Source organism: Streptomyces sp. MJM8645 (genome assembly GCF_001625365.1).
Taxonomy (GTDB): domain Bacteria; phylum Actinomycetota; class Actinomycetes; order Streptomycetales; family Streptomycetaceae; genus Kitasatospora.
Genome location: NZ_LJJF01000002.1, coordinates 368,629 through 392,735, shown reverse-complemented (window position 1 = coordinate 392,735; position 24,107 = coordinate 368,629). Strand labels below are relative to the sequence as shown.

1 protein-coding gene is annotated in these 24,107 nt (G+C 73.7%); it reads left to right on the top strand.

Features of this window, described 5'->3' with window-relative positions:
- Positions 1-10 precede the first annotated feature (10 nt).
- On the top strand, positions 11-24,106 hold the full coding sequence (locus tag A6F73_RS32510) for a non-ribosomal peptide synthetase (protein ID WP_063351958.1): 24,096 nt from the start codon (positions 11-13) through the stop codon (positions 24,104-24,106).
- The last annotated feature ends 1 nt before the right edge of the window (position 24,107 follow it).

Genomic DNA, 24,107 nt, shown 5'->3' with positions numbered 1-24,107 from the left:
AGGTACCCCCATGTCCCGTCGCGACGGCGACGTCCTTGCCCTGACAGCGGCCCAGCGCGAGATCTGGCTCGCCGAGCAGCGCTCCCGGACACCGATCCCCGGTTACCGGGTCGGTGAGTGCCTGGAGATCCACGGGCCGGTCGACCCGGACCTGTTCGAGACCGCGCTGCGCCGCGTCGTCGACGAGGTCGACGCCCTGCACGTGACCTTCGTCGACGGCGGTGACGGCCCGCGCCAGATCCTCCGCGAGACCTGGGACTGGGCACCGGCACACCTGGACCTGAGCGGGGAGCCCGCACCCCGTGCGGCGGCCATGGAGTGGATGGAGCGGGACCTGATGCGCCCGCTGGATCTCGCGCGCGACCCGCTGTTCGGGCACGCGCTGGTCAAGCTGTCGCCGACCGAATTCCTCTGGTACCTGAACTACCACCACGTGGTGCTGGACGCGATCAGCAGTTCCATGGTCCGCCAGCGGGTCGGCGAGGTGTACTCGGCGCTGTCCGAGGGCGGCGCGGTGCCGCCGTCGCCGTTCGGCTCGCTGCGGGACCTGGTCGACAGCGACGCCGCCTACCGTTCGTCCGCCGACTTCACCGCCGACCGCTCCTACTGGACCGAGCGCTGTGCAGACCTGCCCGCCCCGACCCGGCTCACCGACAGCGCCACGACTGACCCGCACCGGGCCCTGCGTCTGGCCGAGGAGCGGGAGCTGCGGAGCCCGGACGCGCTGCGGGCGGCGGCAGGGAGGGTCGGTGTCCGGTGGTCCCGCCTGGTGATCGCGGCGGCGGCGCTCTACGCCCACCGGCTGAGCGGTACCCAGGACGTGGTGCTCGCCCTCCCGGTCACCGCCCGTCGGGGCTCCGACCGCGACTTGATGTCAGTGCCCGGCACGATGTCGAACGTGGTGCCGCTGCGGCTGACGGCACGACCGGACATGCCGTGGCGCGAACTCGTCGCCCAGGTGGCACGGGAAGTCGAGGCGGCCGTCGCGCACGAGCGCTACCGCAGCGAGGACCTGCTGCGGGATCTCGGCGCGCCCGGGAGCATCGGGACGGTGTTCCCGCTGATCGTCAACATCATGGCCTTCAACGCGAGGCCCACCTTCGCCGGGCACCCCGCCTCCGTGCACCACTTCGTGTCCGGGTCGACCACCGATCTCGCCGTCTGGGTGTTCGACTACCGGGACGGCAACCCCCCGCTCCTCAGGCTGCACGGCGCGCCCGAGGCATACGGCGACGACGACCTCGCCGCGCACCAGCAGCGGCTGCTCGCCGTGCTCGACGCCGTCGCGGACTGTGACCCTGACGAGGTGCTGGGCCGGATCGACCTGCTCACGGCCGCAGAGCACCGAGAGGTGGCGGCCCTCGGCACCGGGCAGGTGGCGGCGGATCCCGCCACGAGCCTGCCGGAGCTGTTCCGGGAGCAGGTCCGGGCGACTCCGGACCTCGTCGCGTTGGTGTGCGGTGACGTCTCACTGACGTACGCGGAGCTCGACGTGCGGGCGAACCGGCTGGCGAACGCCCTGATCGACCGGGGTGCGGGGCCGGAGCGGCTGGTGGCGGTGGCGCTGCCGAGGTCGGCCGAGCTGGTGGTGGCGATCCTCGCGGTGCTGAAGACCGGCGCGGCGTACGTCCCGGTCGACCCCGAGTACCCGGCCGACCGGATCGCCTACCTGCTCGACGACGCCCGACCGATCCTGCTGGTGACCGACTCCGGCAGCGCGGACCGCCTGCCCGACGGCGGTCCGGTCGACCGGTTGGTGCTCGACGCCCCGGAATCGGCCGCCCTGGTGGCGGGCTGCCCGCCGACCGACCCGACGGTGGTCGTCGATCCGGGCCACCCGGCCTACGTCATCTACACCTCCGGCTCCACCGGCCGGCCCAAGGGTGTGGCGCCGACCCACGGCGGCCTGCTCAACCTGCTCACGGACCTCCGGGAGGTGCACTTCCGGGCGGTCCTCGGGGAACGGCAGCGGCTGCGGGTGGCCCTGACCACGTCGGTGTCGTTCGACGCCTCCTGGAACCAGCTGCTCGCCCTGTTCGCGGGCCACGAGCTGCACGTCCTGGACCACGAGACCTGGACCGACCCCGACGCCTTCGTCGGCTACGCGGCGCGCCACGGACTGGACTACATCGAAGCCACCCCTTCCTACCTGCACGTCCTGGTCGCCCACGGGCTCCTGGGCGACCAGAGGTGGCGTCCGGCGCTGGTCGCGGCCGGTGGCGAGGCCGTCCCGGAGCGGCTGTGGGGAGAACTACGGTCGGCGGACGGGGTCTCCTGCCTCAACCTCTACGGACCGTCCGAGTGCACCGTCAACCCGGTGATCGCCTCCGTGGGATCGAGTCCACTCCCGGTCATCGGCCGGCCCGCCGGCAACGTCCGGCTGTACGTGCTCGACGGCGCCCTGCGGCCGCTGCCGGCCGGTACGCCGGGCGAGCTGTACGTCGCCGGGTCCTGCCTGGCGCGCGGCTACCTCAACCGGCCGGGCCTGACCGCCGGGCGGTTCGTGGCGGACCCGTTCGGTCCGAGTGGCACGCGGATGTACCGCACCGGGGACCTGGTGCGCTGGGGTGCAGACCGGAACCTCGAGTTCCTCGGGCGCACGGACGACCAGGTCAAGGTCCGCGGCTTCCGGGTGGAGCTCGGCGAAGTCGAGGCCGTCCTCGCCGAGCACCCGCAGGTCGCCCGGGCCGCCGCCGTCGTGCGCACCGAGGACGAGCCCCGACTGGTCGCCTACGCCGTCGCCGAGCCCGGTGCCACGGTCACCGACACTGCCCTGCGCGAACACCTCCGGGCGCGGTTGCCCAAGCACATGGTGCCGTCGGCGTTCATGGTGCTGGACGTCCTGCCGCTGACCCCGAACGGCAAGCTCGACCGGCGGGCTCTGCCAGCGCCCGAGCGGCAGCCGGCCGTGCCGGGACGCGCTCCGCGCTCCGCGGTCGAGCACCTGCTCGCAGGCCTGTTCGCCGAGGTCCTCGGAGTGTCCGAGCCGGGGCTGGACGACAGCTTCTTCGACCTCGGCGGGCACTCCCTGCTGGCCACCCGGCTGGTCGCCCGGGCCCGGTCGGTGCTGGGCGTGGAGCTGGGGCTGCGCGACCTGTTCGACGCGCCGACGGTGGCGGAACTGGCGGCGGCGGTGGACATCGCCGGCCGGGCGCGCCCGGCATTGAGTCGGCACGAGCGGCCCGAGGCCGTCCCGCTGTCCTTCGCGCAGCGCCGGCTGTGGTTCCTGCACCGCATGGAGGGACCGAGCGCCACCTACAACATCCCGCTGGCGCTGCGGCTGTCCGGCGAGCTGGACCAGCGGGCCCTGGAGGCCGCCCTGGCGGACCTGGTCGAGCGGCACGAGAGCCTGCGCACCGTCTTCCCCGTGGCCGGCGGTGTTCCGTACCAGCGGGTGCTGGAAGCCGACGAGGCCCGGCCGCGGCTGCGGGTCACCGAGGGCGGCGAGCGCGACCTGCCGCACCTTCTGGCGGAGGCGGCGCGGCACGGTTTCGAGCTCTCCGACGAGCCGCCGCTGCGTGCCGAGCTCTTCCGGCTCGGCACCGAGGAGCACGTGCTGCTGCTGGTGGTGCACCACATCGCCGGTGACGGCTGGTCGGCGGGCCCGCTCCTGCGGGACCTGAGGACCGCCTACGCGGCCCGTACCGAGGGCGCGAAGCCGGAGTGGGCCCAGCTGCCGGTCCAGTACGCCGACTACACCCTCTGGCAGCGGGAGCTGCTGGGCGACGGCGCAGACCCGGACAGCCTGCTGAGCGGCCAGCTCGCGTACTGGCGGGAGCAGTTGGCGCACCTGCCCGACCAGGTGGAGCTGCCCTTCGACCGGCCCCGGCCGGCCGCGATGTCCTACCGGGGCGCCCACCTGCCGGTGCGCATCGACGCCGAGCTGCACCAGGGCCTGCGCGAACTCGCCCGCGACGGTGGCGTCAGCCTGTTCATGGTGCTCCAGGCCGGGCTGGCCGCCCTGCTCGGCAAGCTCGGCGCCGGCACCGACGTCCCGGTCGGCACGCCGATCGCCGGGCGCACCGACGAGGCCCTGGACGACCTGGTCGGCTTCTTCGTCAACACCCTCGTGCTGCGCACCGACCTGTCCGGCGACCCGTCGTTCGCCGAACTGCTGGGCCGGGTGCGCTCCAACGCGCTGGCCGCATACGCGCACCAGGACGTGCCGTTCGAGCACCTCGTGGAGGCACTGAACCCGACCCGGACACTGGCGCACCACCCGCTCTTCCAGACCATGCTCGCCCTGCAGAACGCCCCGCTCGGCGCCTTCGACCTGCCGGGGCTGCGGGTGACGACCGACCTGGTGCACACCGGTACGGCCAAGTGCGACCTGACCTTCATCCTGGCCGAACAGCCGGGTACGGAGGGGCTGTCGGGCGTGGTCGAGTACAGCACCGACCTCTTCGACGAGGCCACCGTGGCGGGGATCGTCGACCGGTGGCTGCGGCTGCTGCGCGCCGTCGTCGCCGACCCCGGCCGACGGATCGGCCGGGTGGACGTGCTGTCCGCCGAGGAATTCCGCGCGCTGCTCCCGGCCCGTACCGAGGGGGAGGACGCGCCGGGCAGCAGCCTGACCGCGCTCTTCGAGCGGCGGGTCCGGACCAACCCGGCCGCCGTCGCCCTAACGGATGGTGAAGTAACCCTTTCCTACGGCGAGTTGAACACCCGCGCCAACCGGCTCGCGCACGCGCTCATCGACCGGGGCGTGGGCCCGGAGCGGCTGGTGGCCCTGGCCCTGCCGCGCTCGGCGGACCTGGTCGTCGCGGTGCTCGCGGTGGTCAAGGCCGGCGGCGCCTACGTTCCGGTGGATCCGAAGTACCCTGCGGCCCGGATCTCCTACCTGCTCCAGGACACCCGGCCCGCGCTGCTCGTCACGACGAGCGGTATCGGCGAGCTGCCGGGGGCGGACCACCTGGACCGGCTGCTGCTGGACTCCGCCGACCTGGACGGGCTGCCGGACACGGACCCGGGGGTCACCGTCGATCCCGGCCACGCCGCCTACGTCATCCACACCTCCGGCTCCACCGGCAACCCCAAGGGCGTCGTGGTTCCGCACCACAACGTGGTGCGGCTGTTCCGGACGACGGAGGAGCTGTTCGGCTTCACCGCCGAGGACGTCTGGACGCTCTTCCACTCCTACGCCTTCGACTTCTCGGTGTGGGAGCTGTGGGGCGCGCTGCTGCACGGCGGCCGTCTCGTGATCGTGGACCACGAGACCAGCCGCTCGCCCGGCGCGTTCCTGGAGCTCCTCGCCCGCGAGCGGGTGACGGTGCTCAACCAGACGCCGTCCGCCTTCTACCAGCTGATGCAGGCGGAAGCCGAGCACCCGCGTGAACTCGCCCTGCGCACGGTGGTCTTCGGCGGTGAGGCACTGGAGCACGCCCGGTTGGTGAGCTGGTACGAGCGGCACCCGGAGGACGCGCCCCGGCTGGTCAACATGTACGGCATCACCGAGACCACCGTGCACGTCACGTACGCGGCGCTCGACCGGTCCGGCACCGCAGCCGGCCAGATCGGCGCGGGCCTCCCGGACCTGCGGACGTACGTGCTCGACGACGGCCTGCGGCCGGTGGCCCCGGGCGTGCCCGGCGAGCTGTACGTGGCGGGCGCCGGGCTGGCGCGCGGCTACCTGAACCGGCCGGGCCTGACCGCCGGGCGCTTCGTCGCCGACCCGTACGGGCCGGCGGGCAGCCGGATGTACCGCAGCGGCGACGTGGTGCGCCGGGCCACGGAAGGCAGCCTGAGCTTCGTCGGCCGGGCCGACCAGCAGGTGAAGGTCCGCGGCTTCCGGATCGAGCTCGGCGAGATCGAGGCGGCCCTGGTCGTGCACCCCGGCGTCGCCCAGGCGGCCGTCCTGGCCCGGCAGGACCGGGCCGACGACACCCGACTGGTCGCCTACCTGGTCCCGGCCGCCGGTGCCACACCGCGCCCGGCGGACCTGCGCGCGTACCTGACCGAGCGGCTGCCGGAGCACATGGTGCCGTCGGCGTACGTCCTGCTGGACGCGCTGCCGCTGACCGCCAACGGCAAGCTGGACCGCCGGGCCCTGCCCGCCCCCGACCTCGCCCCGCCGGCCGCCGGCCGCACGCCGCGCACCCCGCAGGAGCAGGTCCTCTGCGAGCTGTTCGCCGAGGTTCTGGGCGTCGCCTCGGCCGGCGTCGAGGACGGCTTCTTCGACCTCGGCGGGCACTCGCTGCTCGCCACCCGGCTGGCTGCCCGGATTCGCGCGACCCTCGGTGTCGAGATGCCGCTGCGCACCCTGTTCGAGGCGCGGACCCCGGCTGCCCTGGCCGCCACCCTGGCGGCGGCCGGACCGGCGCAGGCCGCCCTGGCACGGCGCGAGCGCCCCCACGTGATCCCGCTGTCGTTCGCGCAACGCCGGCTGTGGTTCCTGCACCAGCTGGAGGGCGCCAGCGCCAACTACCACATCTCCCTGGTCTGGCGGCTGTCCGGAGATCTGGACCGGCGGGCCCTGGAGGCCGCGGTCGCGGACGTGGTGGCCCGGCACGAGAGCCTGCGCACCGTCTTCCCGGCCGTGGACGGCGTGCCGCACCAGCAGGTGCTGGACGTCGTGGCCGGCCGCCCGCGGCTGGACGTGAGCCGGACCACCGAGGACGGGCTGCCGGGCGCGCTGACGACCGCGAAGGCCCGTCCGTTCGACCTGGCGGTCGATCTGCCGCTGCGCGCCTGGCTGTTCGAGATCGCGCCGGACGAGCACGTGCTGCTGCTGGTCATGCACCACATCGCGGGTGACGGCTGGTCGTTGGGCCCGCTCACGCAGGACCTGACCGCCGCCTACGCGGCGCGCTGCCAGCGCGAGGAGCCGCAGTGGGCGCCGCTGCCCGTGCAGTACGCCGACTACACCCTGTGGCAGCACGAACTGCTCGGCGACGCCACCGACCGGGACAGCCTGTTCGCGGGCCAGGCGGCCTACTGGACCCGGCAGTTGGCCGGGCTGCCGGAGCAGATCCAGCTGCCCACCGACCGGACCCGCCCGGCGGTCGCCTCCCACCGGGGCGGCTCCGTGCGTGCAGGGCTGGACGCCGAGCTGCACCGCGGTCTGCGCGAGCTCGCCCGTGAGCACGGGACCAGTCTGTTCATGGTGCTCCAGGCAGGACTTGCCGCGTTGCTGAGCAAGCTCGGCGCCGGCGACGACATCCCGGTGGGCAGCCCGGTCGCGGGCCGGACCGACCAGGCGCAGGACGAGCTGGTCGGCTACTTCGTCAACACCCTGGTGTTCCGTACCGACACCTCGGGCGATCCGACCTTCGCCGAGCTGCTGGGCCGGGTCCGGGACACCGCGCTGGCCGGGTACGCCCACCAGGACCTGCCGTTCGAATACCTGGTCGAGGTCCTGAACCCGTCCCGGTCGCTGTCGCACCACCCGTTGTTCCAGGTCATGCTGGTGCTGCAGAACGCTCCTCGGGCCGACTTCGCGCCTCCCGGGCTGCGCGTCGAGGACGTGCCGTCGACGTCGACCACCGCCAAGCTCGACCTGATCTTCACCATGTCGGAGCGGCACGGACAGGACGGTCCCCCTGGACCCGGCGGCCCGGGAGGTGCCCCCACCCCGGAGGGGATCGACGTATTCGTCGAGTACACCAGTGACCTCTACGACCCGGCCACCGTCGAGACGATGATCGGGAGGTGGGAGCGGCTGCTCCGCGCCGCGGTCGCCGACCCGCGGCGGCGGCTCAGCCGGATCGGCCTGCTCAGCGCCGAGGAGCACGCCGAGCTGACGGCGCTGGGCACCGGCCCGGCGGCCCAGGCCTTCACCGAGAGCCTGCCGGAGTTGTTCCGGGAGCAGGTCCGGGCGACTCCGGACGCCCTCGCGGTTGTCGGGCCGGAAGTGTCGCTGACGTACGCGGAGTTGGACGCGCGGGCGAACCGGTTGGCGCATGCGCTGATCGCGCGGGGTGCGGGGCCGGAGCGGTTGGTGGCGGTGGCGCTGCCGAGGTCGGCCGAGTTGGTGGTGGCGATCCTCGCGGTGCTGAAGACGGGCGCGGCGTACCTCCCGGTCGATCCGGAGTACCCGGCCGCGCGGATCGGGCACATGCTCGACGACGCCCGGCCGGTCATGGTGGTGACCGACACCCGTACCCGGGATCGGCTGCCGGCCGGTCCGGCCGGTCGGCTGGTGGTCGACGACCCGGAGACGGCCGAGCTGGTCGCGGGCTGCCCGGTGACGGACCCCGCGGTGGCCGTCGACCCGGGCCACCCGGTCTACGTCATCTACACCTCCGGTTCGACCGGCAAGCCCAAGGGCGTGGTGGTGACGCACGGAGGCCTGTTCAACCTGTTCGCCGACCAGCGCTCGCTGGTCTTCCGGATCAAGGAGCGCATGCGGATCGGGCTGACCACGTCCGTGTCGTTCGACGCCTCCTGCGACCAACTGTTCGCCCTGTTCGCCGGGCACGAGCTGCACGTCCTGGACGAGGCGACCTGGACCGACCCGGACGCCTACCTCGAGTACGCCGCGCGGGCCGGGCTGGACACTGTCGGCGGAACCCCGTCCTACCTGCAAGTCCTTGTCGATCACGGCCTCTTGACCCACCCGCGGTGGCGTCCCTCGATGGTCGGGTTGGGTGGTGAGGCCGTTCCGGAGCAGCTGTGGGAGCGGCTGCGGGCGGCCGGCGAGGTGTTCTCCCTGAACTACTACGGGCCGGCCGAGTGCACGGTGGACTCGGTCTACGCGCCGGTGGAGTCGAGCGCGCGCCCGGTGATCGGGCGGCCGCTCGGGGGCGTCCGGCTGCACGTGCTCGACGCCGCGTTGCAGCCGGTACCCGCCGGTGTGCCGGGTGAGCTGTACCTCGCCGGTGCGGGCCTCGCGCGCGGCTACCTGAACCGGCCGGGTCTGACCGCGGGACGGTTCGTGGCGGACCCGTTCGGTCCGAGTGGATCTGGGCCCCTCGCCCCCAGCCTGGCGGCTGGGAGGTGCCCCCAGCCCGAAGGCGGGCAAGGAGGGCGGATGTACCGCACCGGTGACCTGGTGCGGTGGAACCCGGAGGGGAACCTGGAGTTCCTCGGCCGTACCGACGACCAGGTCAAGGTGCGCGGCTTCCGGATCGAACTCGGCGAGATCGAGACCGCACTGGCGGAACACCCGCAGGTCGCGCGGGCCGCCGTGATCGTCCGGCAGGACCGGGCGCGGGACACCCGCCTGGTCGCCTACCTGGTTCCCGCCACCGGGGCGGCGCCTCGGCCGGAGGACCTGCGGGCGCACCTGCGCGAGCGCCTGCCGGACTACATGGTGCCCGCCGCGTTCGTCTCCCTCGACGCCCTGCCGTTGAACGCCAGCGGCAAGGTGGACCGGCGCGCCCTGCCCGAGCCCGAGTCCACCGCGACGCAGGCCGGCCGGGCAGCGCACACTCCTCAGGAACAGGTGCTGGCCGGACTGTTCGCCGAGGTGCTGGGCCTGCCCGGGGTCGGCGTCGACGACGACTTCTTCGACCTCGGCGGGCACTCCCTGCTGGCCACCCGGTTGGTGGCCCGGGTCCGTGCGACGCTGGGCGTGGAGCTGCCGCTGCAGGCCCTGTTCCGCAGCCCGACCGTGGCCGGGCTGGCCGCCGGGCTGGGCGGGGCGGACCGGGCCCGGCTGGCCCTGGTGCGGGCGGAGCGGCCCGACCGCGTGCCGCTGTCGTCCGCACAGCGAAGGCTGTGGTTCCTGCGCCAGTTGGAGGGCGCCGACTCCGTCTACAACATGCCGCTCGCGTGGCGGCTCTCGGGACCGCTGGACCCGGCGGCCCTGGAGGCGGCGCTGGGCGACCTCGGCGCCCGGCACGAGACCCTGCGCACGGTCTTCCCGTCGGTGGACGGTGTGCCCCACCAGCAGGTGCTGGCCGCCGGAGAGGCGCGCCCGAGGCTGTCGGTCAGCCCGACCGGCGAGCCGGCCCTGCCGGAACTGCTGACGGCGGCCGCGGCGCGCGGATTCGACCTCGCCACCGAACCGCCGCTGCGCGCCGAGCTGTTCGAACTCTCGGCGGACGAGCACGTGCTGCTCCTGGTGATGCACCACATTGCCGGCGACGGCTGGTCGCTGGGCCCGCTGGCGGCTGACCTGGCCACCGCGTACGCGGCCCGCCGCCAGGGCGAGGAGCCGCAGTGGACGCCGCTGCCCGTGCAGTACGCCGACTACACCCTGTGGCAGGACCGGCTGCTCGGTGACGCGACCGACCGGGACAGCCTGTTCACCCGTCAGGCGGACTACTGGACGCGGACCCTGGCGGGCCTGCCGGAGCAGATCCCCCTCCCGGCCGACCGCCACCGCCCTGCGGCGCCCTCCTACTCCGGCGGCCACCTCGCGATCGAACTGGACGCCGAACTGCACGCCGGGCTGGTCCGGTTGGGCCGGGAGCACGGCGCCAGCGTGTACATGGTGCTGCAGGCCGCTCTGGCATCGCTGCTGGACAAGCTCGGCGCGGGCACCGACATCCCGGTCGGCAGTCTGATCGCCGGCCGGACCGACGAGGCGCTGGACGGCCTCGTCGGGTTCTTCGTCAACACCCTGGTGCTGCGTACGGACACCAGCGGCGACCCGTCCTTCGCCGAGCTGCTGGTCCGGGTCCGGGAGGGCGCGCTCGGCGCGTACGCGCACCAGGACCTGCCGTTCGAGCACGTCGTCGAGGCCCTCAACCCGTCCCGGTCGCTCACCCGGCAGCCGCTGTTCCAAGTGCTGCTCGCGCTGCAGAACGTGCCCCGCACCGAGTTCACGCTGAGCGGCCTGAGCGCCGAGATCGTCCTGGTCCGGACGCCCACGGCGATGTTCGACCTCGGCATCCACCTGCTGGAGCGCGGCGGCACCGGCGGGCCCGCCGAGGGCATCGTCGGGCGGGTCGAGTACAGCACCGACCTGTTCGACCACGCCACGGTGGAGGTACTGGCCGCCCGGTGGCTACGCCTGCTGGCGGCGGTCGTCGCCGAGCCGGACCGGCCGCTGAGCCGGATCGACGCCCTCACCGCCGGGGAGCGGCACGAGCTGCTGATCGCCCGCAACGACACCGCGCGTCCGGTCCCGCCCGAGGGCCTGGCGGCCCTGTTCGAGGCACAGGTCCGGGCGACCCCGGCGGCCGAGGCGGTGGTGTTCGAGGACACCGCGCTGACCTACCACGAGCTGAACCGCCGGGCCAACCGCCTGGCCCACGCGCTGATCGCGCGTGGGGTTGGGCCGGAACAGATCGTCGCCCTGCGGCTGCCGCGCTCGGCGGAGCTGGTGGTCGCCGTCCTCGCGGTGCTCAAGACGGGGGCGGCCTACCTGCCGGTCGACCCGGACTACCCGGCCGCCCGCATCGCGTACATGCTGGAGGACGCCCGGCCGGCCGTGGTGCTCGACGACCTCGCGGACGTCACACCTTCCGACGAGCAGCCGGAGCACGACCCGGCCGTCCCCGTGGACGCCCGGCACCCGGCCTACGTCATCTACACCTCCGGCTCCACCGGCCGGCCCAAGGCCGTGGTGATGCCCGCCGCCGGACTGCTGAACCTGCTGGCCTGGCACCACGAGGCCGTCGGCGGCGAACCCGGCACGCGCACCGCGCAGTTCACCGCGCTCAGCTTCGACGTCTCGGTGCAGGAGATGCTCTCCGCGCTGCTGTACGGCAAGACCCTGGTGGTGCCGACCGAGGAACAGCGCCGCAGCGCCGAGCAGTTCGCCCACTGGCTGGACCGGCACGAAGTCGAGGAGCTGTTCGCACCCAACCTGGTGATCGAGGCGCTCGCCGAGGCCGCGGAGGAAGCCGGGCTGGAGCTGCCGGGCCTGCGGCTGATCGCGCAGGCCGGCGAGGCGATGCGCCTGAGCGGTGCGGTGCGCCGCTTCCAGGCCCGCGGGCCCGGCCGGGTGCTGCACAACCACTACGGCCCGGCCGAGACCCACGTGATCACCGCCTTCCCGCTGCCGGCCGACCCGGCGGACTGCCCGTCGCCGGTGCCGATCGGCCGTCCGATCGCCAACTGCCGGGTGTACGTGCTGGATTCGGCGCTGCGGCCGGTCGCCCCGGGCGTGCTGGGCGAGCTGTACCTGGCCGGGGCCGGGCTGGCGCGCGGCTACCTGAACCGGCCGTCTCTGACGGCGGGTCGGTTCGTCGCCTGCCCGTTCGAGGCGGGCAGCCGGATGTACCGCACCGGGGACCTGGTGCGCTGGCGGGCCGACGGGGAGCTGGAGTTCGCCGGCCGGGCGGACCACCAGGTGAAGGTGCGCGGCTTCCGGGTCGAGCTCGGCGAGATCGAGGCGGAGCTGACCGCGCACCCGGGCGTCGCCCAGGTCGCGGTGCTCGCCCGCGAGGACCGGATCGTCGCGTACGTCGTCCCCGTGGCCGGGAGCGGGGCGACCGCGGCGGCGCTGACGGCGTACCTGCGCGACCGGGTGCCGGACTACCTGGTGCCGTCGGCGTTCGTGCTGCTGGAGGCGCTGCCGTTGACGCCGAACGGGAAGCTGGACCGGGCGGCGCTGCCCGCGCCCGAGGCCACGACCAGGGAGACCGGCCGGGCGCCGCGCACCCCGCAGGAGCAGATCCTGTGCGAGCTGTTCGCGGAGGTGCTGGGCCGGGGCCAGGTCGGTGTCGACGACGACTTCTTCGACCTGGGCGGGCACTCGCTGCTCGCCACCCGGCTGCTCTCGCGGATCCGGGCGACCCTCGGGGTCGAGCTGGAGCTGCGAAGCCTGTTCCGGACGCCGACACCGGCCGGGCTGGCGGCCGGGCTGCACGGCGCCGACACCGCTCGGCAGGCCCTGGTGCCCCGGCCGCGCCGCGAACCGATGCCGCTGTCGTTCGCCCAGCGCCGGCTCTGGTTCCTCCAGCAGTTCGGGGCACCGAGCGCCACCTATCACATGCCGCTGGCCCTGCGGCTGTCCGGAGATCTCGACCGGGCCGCGCTGAGCGCAGCGCTCGCGGACGTGGTGGCCCGGCACGAGACCCTGCGCACGGTCTTCCCACACACCGCCGGAATCCCGTACCAGCGGGTGCTGGACAGCACCGAGGTCGCCGTCCCGCTGAGCGTACGCGCGGCCGGCGAGGCGGAGCTGCCGGGGCTGCTGCGCGAGGCGGCGGTGCGCGGCTTCGACCTGACCGCGGAAGTGCCACTGCGGGCTGAGCTGTTCGAACTCTCGGCGGACGAGCACGTGCTGCTGCTGGTGATGCACCACATCGTCGGGGACGGCTGGTCCATGGGCCCGCTGGCCCGTGACCTGGCCACCGCCTACACCGCCCGGCGGGGCGGCGGGGCGCCGGCCTGGCCGCCGCTGCCGGTGACGTACGGCGACTACACCCTGTGGCAGCACGAGATCCTGGGCGACGAGCACGACGCCGACAGCGTGTTCGGCCGCCAGGTCGCCTATTGGAAGGAGGCGCTGGCCGGGCTGCCCGAGCAGCTGCAGCTGCCTGCCGCCCGGCCGCGCCCGGCCACCATGTCGTACGGCGGCGACCTGCTGGAGCTCCGGATCGACGCCGAACTGCACGCGGCGCTGGTGGAGTTGGCGCGGCGCTCGGGTGCGACCCTGTTCATGGTGCTGCAGGCCGCGCTCGCGGCGCTGTACACGCGGCTGGGCTCGGGCACGGACATCCCGATCGGCAGCCCGATCGCGGGCCGGACGGACGAGGCGCTGGACGAGTTGGTCGGGTTCTTCATCAACACGCTGGTGCTGCGGACGGACACCAGCGGCGACCCGAGCTTCGCTGAGCTGCTGGGCCGGGTGCGGGAGACGGCGCTGTCGGCGTACTCGCACCAGGACGTGCCGTTCGAGCACCTGGTGGAGGTGCTGAACCCGTCCCGCTCGCTGTCCCACCACCCGCTGTACCAGACCGGGCTGGTCGTGCAGAACGCGCCGGGCGGTGACTTCGAGCTGCCGGGCCTCCAGGTCTCCGGGGTGAGCGTGCTCACCGGGACCGCGCGGCTCGACCTGACCTTCGGGTTCGCGGAGGAACACGGGTCCGACGGCGCGCCGGCCGGGCTCAGCGGTGCGGTCGAGTACAGCACCGACCTGTTCGACCGCCCGACGGTCGAGTCGATGGTCACCCGGTGGACCAGGCTGCTGGCCGCGGTCGTCGCCGCGCCCGACCAGCCGATCGGCGGGATCGAGCTGCTGTCGGCCGAGGAGCGCCGCGAGCTGCTGCCCGTCGCCGAGGGCGGGGCGGCTCCGACCAACCTGCCGGAGCTGTTCGCGGCGCAGGTGGCGGCGACGCCGGACTCGGTTGCGCTGGTGTGCGGTGATGTGGAGTTGACGTACCGGGAGTTGAACGTTCGGGCGAACCGGTTCGCGCATGCGTTGATCGCGCGGGGGGTGGGCCCTGAGCTGGTGGTGGCGGTGGCGTTGCCGCGCTCGGTGGAGTCGGTGGTGGCGGTCCTCGGTGTGCTGAAGGCCGGTGCCGCGTACCTGCCGGTGGATCCGGCGTACCCGCGGGCGCGGATCTCGTTCATGCTCGACGACGCCCGTCCTTTGGTGGTGGTCGACGACCCGGGGATGGTGGGCGACGGAGACTGGCCGGACACGAATCCCGATATCGCGCTCGACGTCCGGCATCCGGCGTACGTGATCTACACGTCGGGTTCGACCGGTCGCCCCAAGGGCGTGGTGGTGAGCCACGGCGGGGTGTCGGGTCTGGTGGCGGCGCAGGTCGAGCGGCTCGGCCTGGCGCCGGGCAGCCGCGTCCTCCAGTTCGCCTCGCCCAGCTTCGACGCGTCGTTCTGGGACCTGTGCAGTGCCCTGCTGACCGGTGCCGCCCTCGTGCTCGCCCCGTCCGGGGCCCCGCTGGAGGCCCTGACGGACCGCCGGCTCGGCGTGACCCATGTGACGCTGCCGCCCTCGGCCCTGGCCGCGCTGGACGGCGCCGACCTCGCGGCCGGCACCTTGGTGGTGGCGGGTGAGGCGTGCCCGCCGGAGCTGGTGGCGCGCTGGGCGCCGGGGCGGCGGATGGTCAACGCGTACGGGCCGACGGAGACGACGGTGTGCGCGACGATGAGCGCCCCGCTGGCGGCGGGCACTGGCGTGCCGCCGATCGGCCGGCCGGTCGCGGGCTTCCGGGTGTACGTGTTGGACGAGCGGCTGCGCCTGGTGCCGCCGGGCGTCGCGGGGGAGCTGTACGTCGCGGGGCCGGGGCTGGCGCGCGGCTACCTGAACCGGCCGTCCCTGACGGCGGGCCGGTTCGTCGCCTGCCCGTTCGGCGGGGCGGGCGAGAGGATGTACCGCACCGGGGACGTGGTGCGGCGCCGGGCGGACGGAGAGCTGGAGTACGTCGGCCGCGCCGACCAACAGGTGAAGGTGCGCGGCTTCCGCGTCGAACTCGGCGAGGTCGAGGCAGCACTGGCCGAGCACCCCGGGGTCGCCCAGGCCGCTGTCGTGGCCCGGGAGGACCGGCTCGTCGGCTACGTGGCGGCCCGTCCCGACGTGGCCGTCCGTCCGGCGGAGCTGGCGGCGCACCTGCGCGACCGGCTGCCCGACTACCTGGTGCCGGCCGTGTTCACGGTGCTGGACGTGCTGCCGCTGACGCCCAACGGCAAGTTGGACCGCGCCGCGCTGCCCGCTCCCGACCTCGGCTCGGCCGAGGTCGGGAGGGCGCCGCGCACGCCGCAGGAGCAGATCCTCTGCGAGCTGTTCGCCGAGGTGCTGGGCCGGGCGCAGGTCGGTGTCGACGACGACTTCTTCGACCTGGGCGGGCACTCCCTGCTCGCCACCCGGCTGACCGCGCGGGTGCGCTCGGTGCTCGGCGTGGAGCTCGGGCTGCGCGCGCTCTTCCAAGCGCCCACCGCTGCGGGGCTGGCCGAGGCACTGGCCGGGGCCGGCCGCGTCCGTCCGGCGCTGACCGTTCACGAGCGGCCGGAGGCGGTGCCGCTCTCCTTCGCCCAGCGTCGGCTCTGGTTCATGCACCGCATGGACGGCAGCGCCGCGACCTACCACATCCCGCTGGCGCTGCAACTGACCGGAACGCTCGACCGGGCGGCGCTGGACGAGGCGCTGGCCGACGTGGTGGCCCGGCACGAGAGCCTGCGGACGGTGTTCCCGGAGGTCGACGGCGTCCCGTGCCAGCGGGTCCTGGACCCGGCCGAGGCCCGGCTCCGGGCCGGGCTGACCGAGGTCTCACAGGCCGAACTGCACGACCGGCTCGCCGAGTTCGCCCGGCGGCCCTTCGATTTGGCGGCGGAGCCGCCGCTGCGGGCGGAGCTGTTCGCGGTCGCGCCGGACGAGCACGTGCTGCTGTTGGTCATGCACCACATCGCCGGTGACGGTTGGTCCACCGGCCCGCTGGCCCGCGACCTCGCCGAGGCGTACGCGGCCCGCTGCGAGGGTCGGACGTCGAGCCGGGCGGCCCTGCCGGTGCAGTACGCGGACTACACGCTGTGGCAGCGCGAGCTGCTCGGCGACGCCGCCGACCCGCAGAGCCGGTTCGCCGAGCAGCTCGACTACTGGAAGCGCCAGCTGTCCGACCTGCCGGAGCTGATCCAGCTGCCCGCCGACCGGCCCCGGCCGGCCGTCGCCGGTTGGCACGGAGACCACGTCGGTCTGGAGCTGAGTCCCGAACTGCACGCCGCTCTGACCGAGTTGGCGCGGAACACCGGCACCAGTCTGTTCATGGTGCTGCAGGCGGCGCTGGCAGCGTTGTACACGCGGCTGGGGGCGGGGACGGACATCCCGATCGGGAGTCCGATCGCGGGGCGCACGGACGAGGCGCTGGACGAGCTGGTCGGGTTCTTCGTGAACACGCTGGTGCTGCGGACGGACACGAGCGGTGATCCGAGCTTCACCGAACTGCTCGGGCGGGTGCGGGAGACCTCACTGTCGGCGTACGCGCACCAGGACGTGCCGTTCGAGCACCTGGTGGAGGTGCTGAACCCATCCCGGTCGCTGTCCCACCACCCGTTGTTCCAGACGATCCTGGCCGTGCAGAACGCCCCGATGGGCCGGTTCTCGCTGCCCGGCCTGGAGGTCGCCACCTACGCGGTGGCCACCGGAACCGCCAAGTTCGACCTCGGGGTGAGCCTCGTCGAGCAATTCGGTCCGGCCGGGGAACCGGCTGGGATCGCCGGCGCGGCGGAGTACGCCACCGACCTGTTCGACCGGGACACGGTCGCCGCCCTCGTGCGGCGCTGGACGCTCCTGCTGGAGGCGGTCACCGCCGATCCTGACCGGGCGATCGGGGGGATCGACCTCCTCGACTCCGACGAGCGGATTCGGCTGCTGGAGCGGGGCAACGCGACTGACCGTGAGGTGGGCGCCGTGCCGGTGCCGCAGGCGTTCGCGGCGCAGGTGGCGGCGACGCCGGACGAGGTCTCCCTCGTCTGCGGCGACGTCCAGTTGACGTACCAGGAGTTGAACGCCAGGGCGAACCGGTTCGCGCATGCGTTGATCGCCCGGGGCGTGGGTCCGGAGCAGGTCGTGGCCGTGGCCTTGCCGCGTTCGGTGGAGTCGGTGGTGGCGGTCCTGGGTGTCCTGAAGGCTGGGGCGGCGTATCTGCCGGTGGATCCGGCGTACCCGCAGTCACGGATCGAGTTCATGTTGGCGGACGCCCGTCCGGCGCTGATGATCGACGACCCGGCCGCGGTGGTCGAGGGCGACTGGCCGGAGACCGATCCGGAGGTCGCTCTCGATGTCCGGCATCCGGCGTACGTGATCTATACCTCGGGTTCGACCGGGCGCCCCAAGGGCGTCGTGGTTGCCCACGGTGGCGTGGCCAGTCTGGTGGCCGCCCAGATCGAGCGGTTCGCGATCGACTCCGACAGTCGGGTGCTGCAGTTCGCCTCGCCGAGCTTCGACGCCTCGGTGTCGGAGGTCTTCACCGCCCTGCTGTGCGGTGCGGCCCTGGTGCTGCCTCCGGCGGCGGAGCCGGTCGCCGCGCTGACGGACCCGGGGCTCGCGGTGACCCACGCGACCGTGCCCCCGTCCGTCCTGGCGGCCCTGCCGGAGGGCGCGGTGACGGTGTCGACCCTGGTGGTGGCGGGGGAGGCGTGCCCGCCGGAGCTGGTGGCGCGTTGGGCGCCGGGGCGGCGGATGGTCAACGCGTACGGGCCGACGGAGACGACGGTGTGCGCGACGATGAGCGACCCGCTGTCCCCGGGGGCGGGCGTGCCGCCGATCGGGCGGCCGATCGCCAACGCGCGGGTGTACGTGCTGGACGAGCGGTTGCGGCCGGTGCCGCCCGGCGTGCCCGGGGAGCTGTACGTCGCGGGCGCGGGGCTGGCGCGTGGCTACCTGAACCGGCCGTCCCTGACGGCGGGTCGCTTCGTCGCCTGCCCGTTCGAGGCGGACGGCGCCCGGATGTACCGCACCGGGGACGTGGTGCGCTGGCGCGCTGACGGGCAGTTGGAGTACGTCGGTCGCGCCGACGATCAGGTGAAGGTGCGCGGCTTCCGGGTCGAGCCCGGCGAGATCGAGACGGTGTTGGCCGAGCACCCCGCCGTCGCCCGGGCCGCCGTCCTCGCCCAGGACGACCGGCTCATCGGCTACGTCGTCCCGCGCCGGGACACCGGCCGTGACGACAGCCGCGAAGCCGACCACGTGGGCGAGTGGCGGGACATCTACGACGCCCTGCCCATCACCCCCGAGGAGAGCGCCTTCGGCCAGAACTTCGTCGGCTGGAACAGCAGTTACGACGCGAGCCCGATCCCCGTCGAGCAGATGCGGGAATGGCGGGACGCCACCGTGGCCCGCATCCTGGCCCTGCGCCCCCGCCGGGTGCTGGAGATCGGCGTCGGCACCGGCCTGCTCCTCTCCCAGATCGCACCGCACTGCGAGACCTACTGGGCGACCGACTTCTCCGCCACCGCGATCGACGCGCTGGCCGCCCAGGTCGCCCGACAGGAGCAGCTGGCCGACCGCGTCGTCCTCCACACCCGCCCGGCACACGACACCGACGCCCTGCCCGCCGGGCACTTCGACACCATCGTCATCAACTCGGTCGTGCAGTACTTCCCCTCCGCCGACTACCTCGCCGACGTCATCGGGAAACTGATGCGACTGCTCGCCCCCGGCGGCGCACTCTTCGTCGGCGACGTCCGCAACCTGCGACTGCTGCGCCCGCTGGCCACCGCCGTCCAACTGCACCGGGCCGCCGACGGCGCCGACCTGCCCGCCGTGCGGCGCGCGGTGGAGCAGTCCCTGCTGGTGGAGAAGGAGCTCCTGGTCGACCCGGACTTCTTCACCGTCCTGCGCGACCGCGACCGCGAGAGCGGCGCCGACGCAGGCACCGACGCAGGCGCCGGCATCGGCGCGGTGACCGTGGAGGTCAAGCGGGGCCGCCACCACAACGAGCTGACCCGCTACCGCTACGACGTCACCCTGCACAAGCCACCGGTCACCCCGGCGGGCCCGGACCGGTCGGTCGAGCTGGCGTGGGGGCAGCAGGTCGCCGGACCGGCCGAACTGCGCGAGCTGCTCGCCCAGCCGCCCGCCGACGTGCTGCGGATCACCGGGGTGCCGAACCGCCGCGTGGCGCGGGAGGCCGCTCTGGCCCTGGCGGTGCAGAACGGGGACGGCGGTTCGCTCGTCGAACTGCTGGAACGGTTGCACGCCCCGGAGGACGGCGACCTCCCTGACCCGGAGGATTTCCACGCCCTCGGGTCGGAGTTCGGCCGCTCGGTGTCCGTCACCTGGTCGGCCACCGCGGCGGACGCCGTGGATGTCGTCTTCACCGACCCGCAGGGGCTTCACGGCTCCCCGGTCGAGCCGTACCGGCCGGCCGGGACCACCGGCAGGCCGCTGGCGGCGCTGACCAACCGCCCGACCGGCAGCCGGGGTACCGGTGCCCTCATCGGCGAAATCCGTGACTGGCTGCGGGGCCGGCTGCCCGACTACCTGGTCCCGTCGGCGTTGGTGGTGCTGGAGGCGCTGCCCCTGACGGCCAACGGCAAGCTCGACCGCCGCGCGCTGCCCGCCCCCGACCTCGGCCCGGTCGCCGTCGGACGGGCGCCGCGCACCCCGCAGGAGCAGCTCCTCGCCGAGCTCTTCGCCGAGGTGCTCGGGCTGGCACAGGTCGGCGTCGACGACAGCTTCTTCGACCTCGGGGGGCACTCCCTGCTGGCGACCCGGCTCGCCTCCAGGGTCCGGACGACCCTCGGTGCGGAGCTGGAGGTCCGGACCCTGTTCGAGACCCCGACCGTGGCCGCCCTGGCGGCCCGCCTCGACGGCTCCGGAACGGCCCGGCCCGCGCTGACCGCCCAGCCGCGCCCCGACCGGGTTCCGCTGTCCTTCGCCCAGCGCCGCCTGTGGTTCCTGCACCGGATGGACGGGCCGAGCGCCACCTACAACATGCCGCTCGCGCTGATCCTGACCGGTGAGCTCGACCGCCCGGCCCTGCACGCCGCGCTCGCGGACGTGGTCGCCCGGCACGAGAGCCTGCGGACGGTCTTCCGCGAGACGGACGGCGTGCCCCACCAGGTCGTGCTGAGCGCCGCGCAGGCGCACCCCGCACTGCCGGTGGTCGAGCTCGACGAGAGCCGGTTGGCGGAGCGCCTGGCGGAGACGGCGCAGTGCGGCTTCGACCTCGCGGCGGAGCCGCCGGTCCGGGCGGAGCTCTACGCCCTCGCCCCCGAACGGCACGCGCTGCTGGTCGTGGTGCACCACATCGCCGCCGACGGCTGGTCGATGGGCCCGCTCTCGGGTGACCTCGCCGCGGCCTACGCGGCCCGCTGCCGGGGCGAGGCCCCGCAGTGGTCCCCGTTGCCGGTGCAGTACGCCGACTACAGCGCCTGGCAACGCGACCTGCTCGGTGACGCCGCCGACCCGGACAGCCTGTTCGCCCGGCAACTGGCCTACTGGAAGGAGGAGCTGGCCGGCGTCCCGCAGCAGCTCCAACTGCCCGCCGACCGGCCGCGGCCGCCGGTGGCGTCGCAGCGGGGCGACCGGGTGGTGGTCCGGCTGGACGTCGACCTGCACCAGGACCTGCGGGCCCTGGCCGCCGCGCACGGCGCCAGCATGTTCATGGTGCTCCAGGCCGGCCTCGCCGCCCTGCTCACCCGGCTCGGCGCCGGCACCGACATCCCGGTCGGCAGCCCCATCGCCGGCCGGACGGACCAGGCGCTGGACGAGCTCGTCGGCTTCTTCGTCAACACCCTGGTACTGCGCACCGACACCGGCGGGGACCCGGGCTTCGCCGAACTGCTCGGCCGGGTGCGGCAGAAGGCGCTCACCGCGTACGACCACCAGGACGTGCCGTTCGAGTACCTGGTCGAGGTGGTCAACCCGGCCCGGTCGCTGGCCCACCACCCGCTGTTCCAGATCATGCTGGCCCTGCAGAACGCGCCGCTCGGCGAGTTCGCGCTGCCGGGGCTGGAGACCGGCCACCTGGAGGCACCCACCGGCACCGCCCGCGTCGACCTGACCGTCAGCCTGGCCGAGCAGTTCCGCCCGGACGGCACCCCCGACGGCCTGGTCGGTGCGGTGGAGTACGCCACCGACCTGTTCGACGCGCCCACCGTGGAGCTGCTGTTCGAGCGCTTGGCCCGTCTGCTGCGCGCGGCGGTCGCCGACCCCGACCGGCCGATCAGCCGGATCGACATCATGCCCGTCGAGGAACGCCGCCGACTGCTCGCCGGGTCCAACGGTGCCGCGGCCGAGCTGCCCGAGGCCGCGGTGCCGGAGCTGTTCGCCCGCCAGGTGCGAGCCACCCCGGAGGCGGTCGCGGTCGTGGCCGGCGGTATCGAGCTGACCTACCGGGAGCTCGACCTGCGGGCCAACCGCCTGGCACGGGCACTGGTCCGCCAGGGCGTGCGGCCGGAGACGCCGGTCGCGGTCATGCTGGACCGCTCGGCGGAGCTGGTCGTGGCGATCCTGGCGATCATCAAGGCCGGTGGCGCCTACGTGCCGCTGGACTCGCGCTTCCCCTCCTCCCGGATCGACCTGATCCTGCGGGAGAGCGGGGCGGCCCTGGTGCTCACCCAGGAGGTGATCACCGCGCTGGTGCAGTCCGAGGCCGCCGATCCCTCCGGCGTCGAAGTTCGCTGTGAACCAGGGCAGTTGGCGTACATCATGTACACCTCCGGCTCGACCGGTCGACCGAAGGGCGTGGCCGTCACCCACCATGACGTGGTGGGCCACGCGCTGACCCCCGAGTTCCGCGGCGGCGGACACGAGCGGGTGCTGATGCACTCCCCGACGGCCTTCGACCTCTCCACCTACGAGCTGTGGGTGCCGCTGCTCAACGGCGGCCGGGTCATGGTCGCGCCGCCGGAGCAGCTCGACCTCGACCTGCTCCAGCACACGATCACCTCGTACGGGGTGACCGGACTGTGGCTCACGGCCGGACTGTTCCGCCTGGTCGCCGAGGAGCGCCCGGGGCTGCTCGCCGGGGTGCGCGAGGTGTGGACCGGCGGCGACGTGGTCTCCCCGGCCGCCGTCGCCGGGGTGCTGGCGGCCTGCCCCGGCATCGAGGTGGTCAACGGCTACGGGCCCACCGAGGCCACCACCCTGGCCACCTGCCACCCGGTGGGCGTCCTGCCCGAACACGCCGCGACCGTGCCGATCGGCCGGCCGATGGCGAACATGCGCGCCTACGTGCTCGACGACAGGCTGCGCCCGGTGCCGACCGGCATGGTCGGCGAGCTGTACCTCGCGGGGACGGGCGTGGCCCGCGGCTACCTCGGGCGGGCCGGCCTGACGGCGGAACGCTTCACCGCCGACCCGTACGGGCCGCCCGGGAGCCGGATGTACCGCACCGGCGACCTCGCGTCGTGGCGGACCGACGGCACACTGGACTTCGCCGGACGTGCCGACCACCAGGTCAAGCTGCGCGGCCTGCGGATCGAGCCCGGAGAGATCGAGGCGGTCCTGGCGGGCTGCCCCGGCGTCGCCCAGGCGGCCGTCGTCGCCCGGGAGGATCGGCCGGGCGACAAGCGGCTGGTCGCCTACCTGGTGCCCGCTCCCGAGGGCGCGCCCGAGGCGGGCGAGCTGGCCGGCCGGCTGCGCCGAGAACTGCCCGATTACATGGTGCCGGCGGCGTTCGTCACCGTGGACGCACTGCCGCTGACCGCCAACGGCAAGCTGGACCGGGCCGCCCTGCCCGCCCCCGAGTACGGGGCCTCGGCCGCCGGGCGCGGCCCCCGGACGCCGCAGGAGCAACTGCTGTGCGGCCTCTTCGCCGAGGTCCTCGGCCGGGAGCAGGTGAGCATCGACGACAACTTCTTCGACCTCGGCGGGCACTCGCTGCTGGCCGCCCGCCTGGCCTCGCGGGTCCGCGAGACCCTCGGTCTGGAGTTGGGCCTGCGCATGCTGTTCGAGGCGCCGACCGTGGCCGGTCTCACCGAGCGTCTGCTCATGGACGATCCCGACGACGCGTTGGACGTGGTGCTGCCGCTGCGTTCGACCGGGACCGGCACACCGCTGTTCTGCATCCACCCCGGCGGCGGCATCAGCTGGTCGTACAGCGGACTGCTGAACCACCTCCGCCCGCAGCACCCGGTCTACGCCATCCAGGCGCGCGGCCTCGGCCGGCCCGAAACCCTGCCGACGTCCTACGAGGAGATGGCGGCCGACTACGCCGACCAGATCCAGAAGATCCAGTCGGAGGGCCCGTACCTGCTGCTCGGCTGGTCCGCCGGCGGGCTGATCGCCCACGCGATCGCCTGCGAGCTGCAGTCGCGCGGCGAGCGGACCGCACTGCTGGCGATCCTCGACGCCTACCCGGTGAAGGACGTGCAGTTCGAGGTGGCTCCGGTGCCCACCGTGCGGGACGTGCTCGTCGGTGTGCTCGACGTCGACCCGGACGAACTGGGCGAGCGGGAGATCACCTACGCCGAGGTCGCCGAGGTGCTGAACCGGCGGGGCAGTGCGCTGGCCGGCCTGAACGAGCGGCAGGTCGAGGTGATCGTCGAAATCATGATCAACAACGCGAAGCTGTCGGTCGACTTCGTCCCCGGCGGCTTCGACGGAGACCTGCTGCTCTTCAACTCCACGATCGACCGGGCCGAGGACGACGCCGGGCCCGAGACCTGGCGCCCCTACGTCACCGGCCGGATCGAATCGCACGAGATCACCACCCGGCACGACCGGATGACCCAAGCCGGCTCGCTGGCGCAGATCGGGCCGATCCTGGCCGCCAGGATCACCGAGGCCACCAGTGACACCGATGGTGCCGAGGCCACCGATGGCGCCGACGGCACCACCACCCTTTCCCACCAGGAGGACTGAC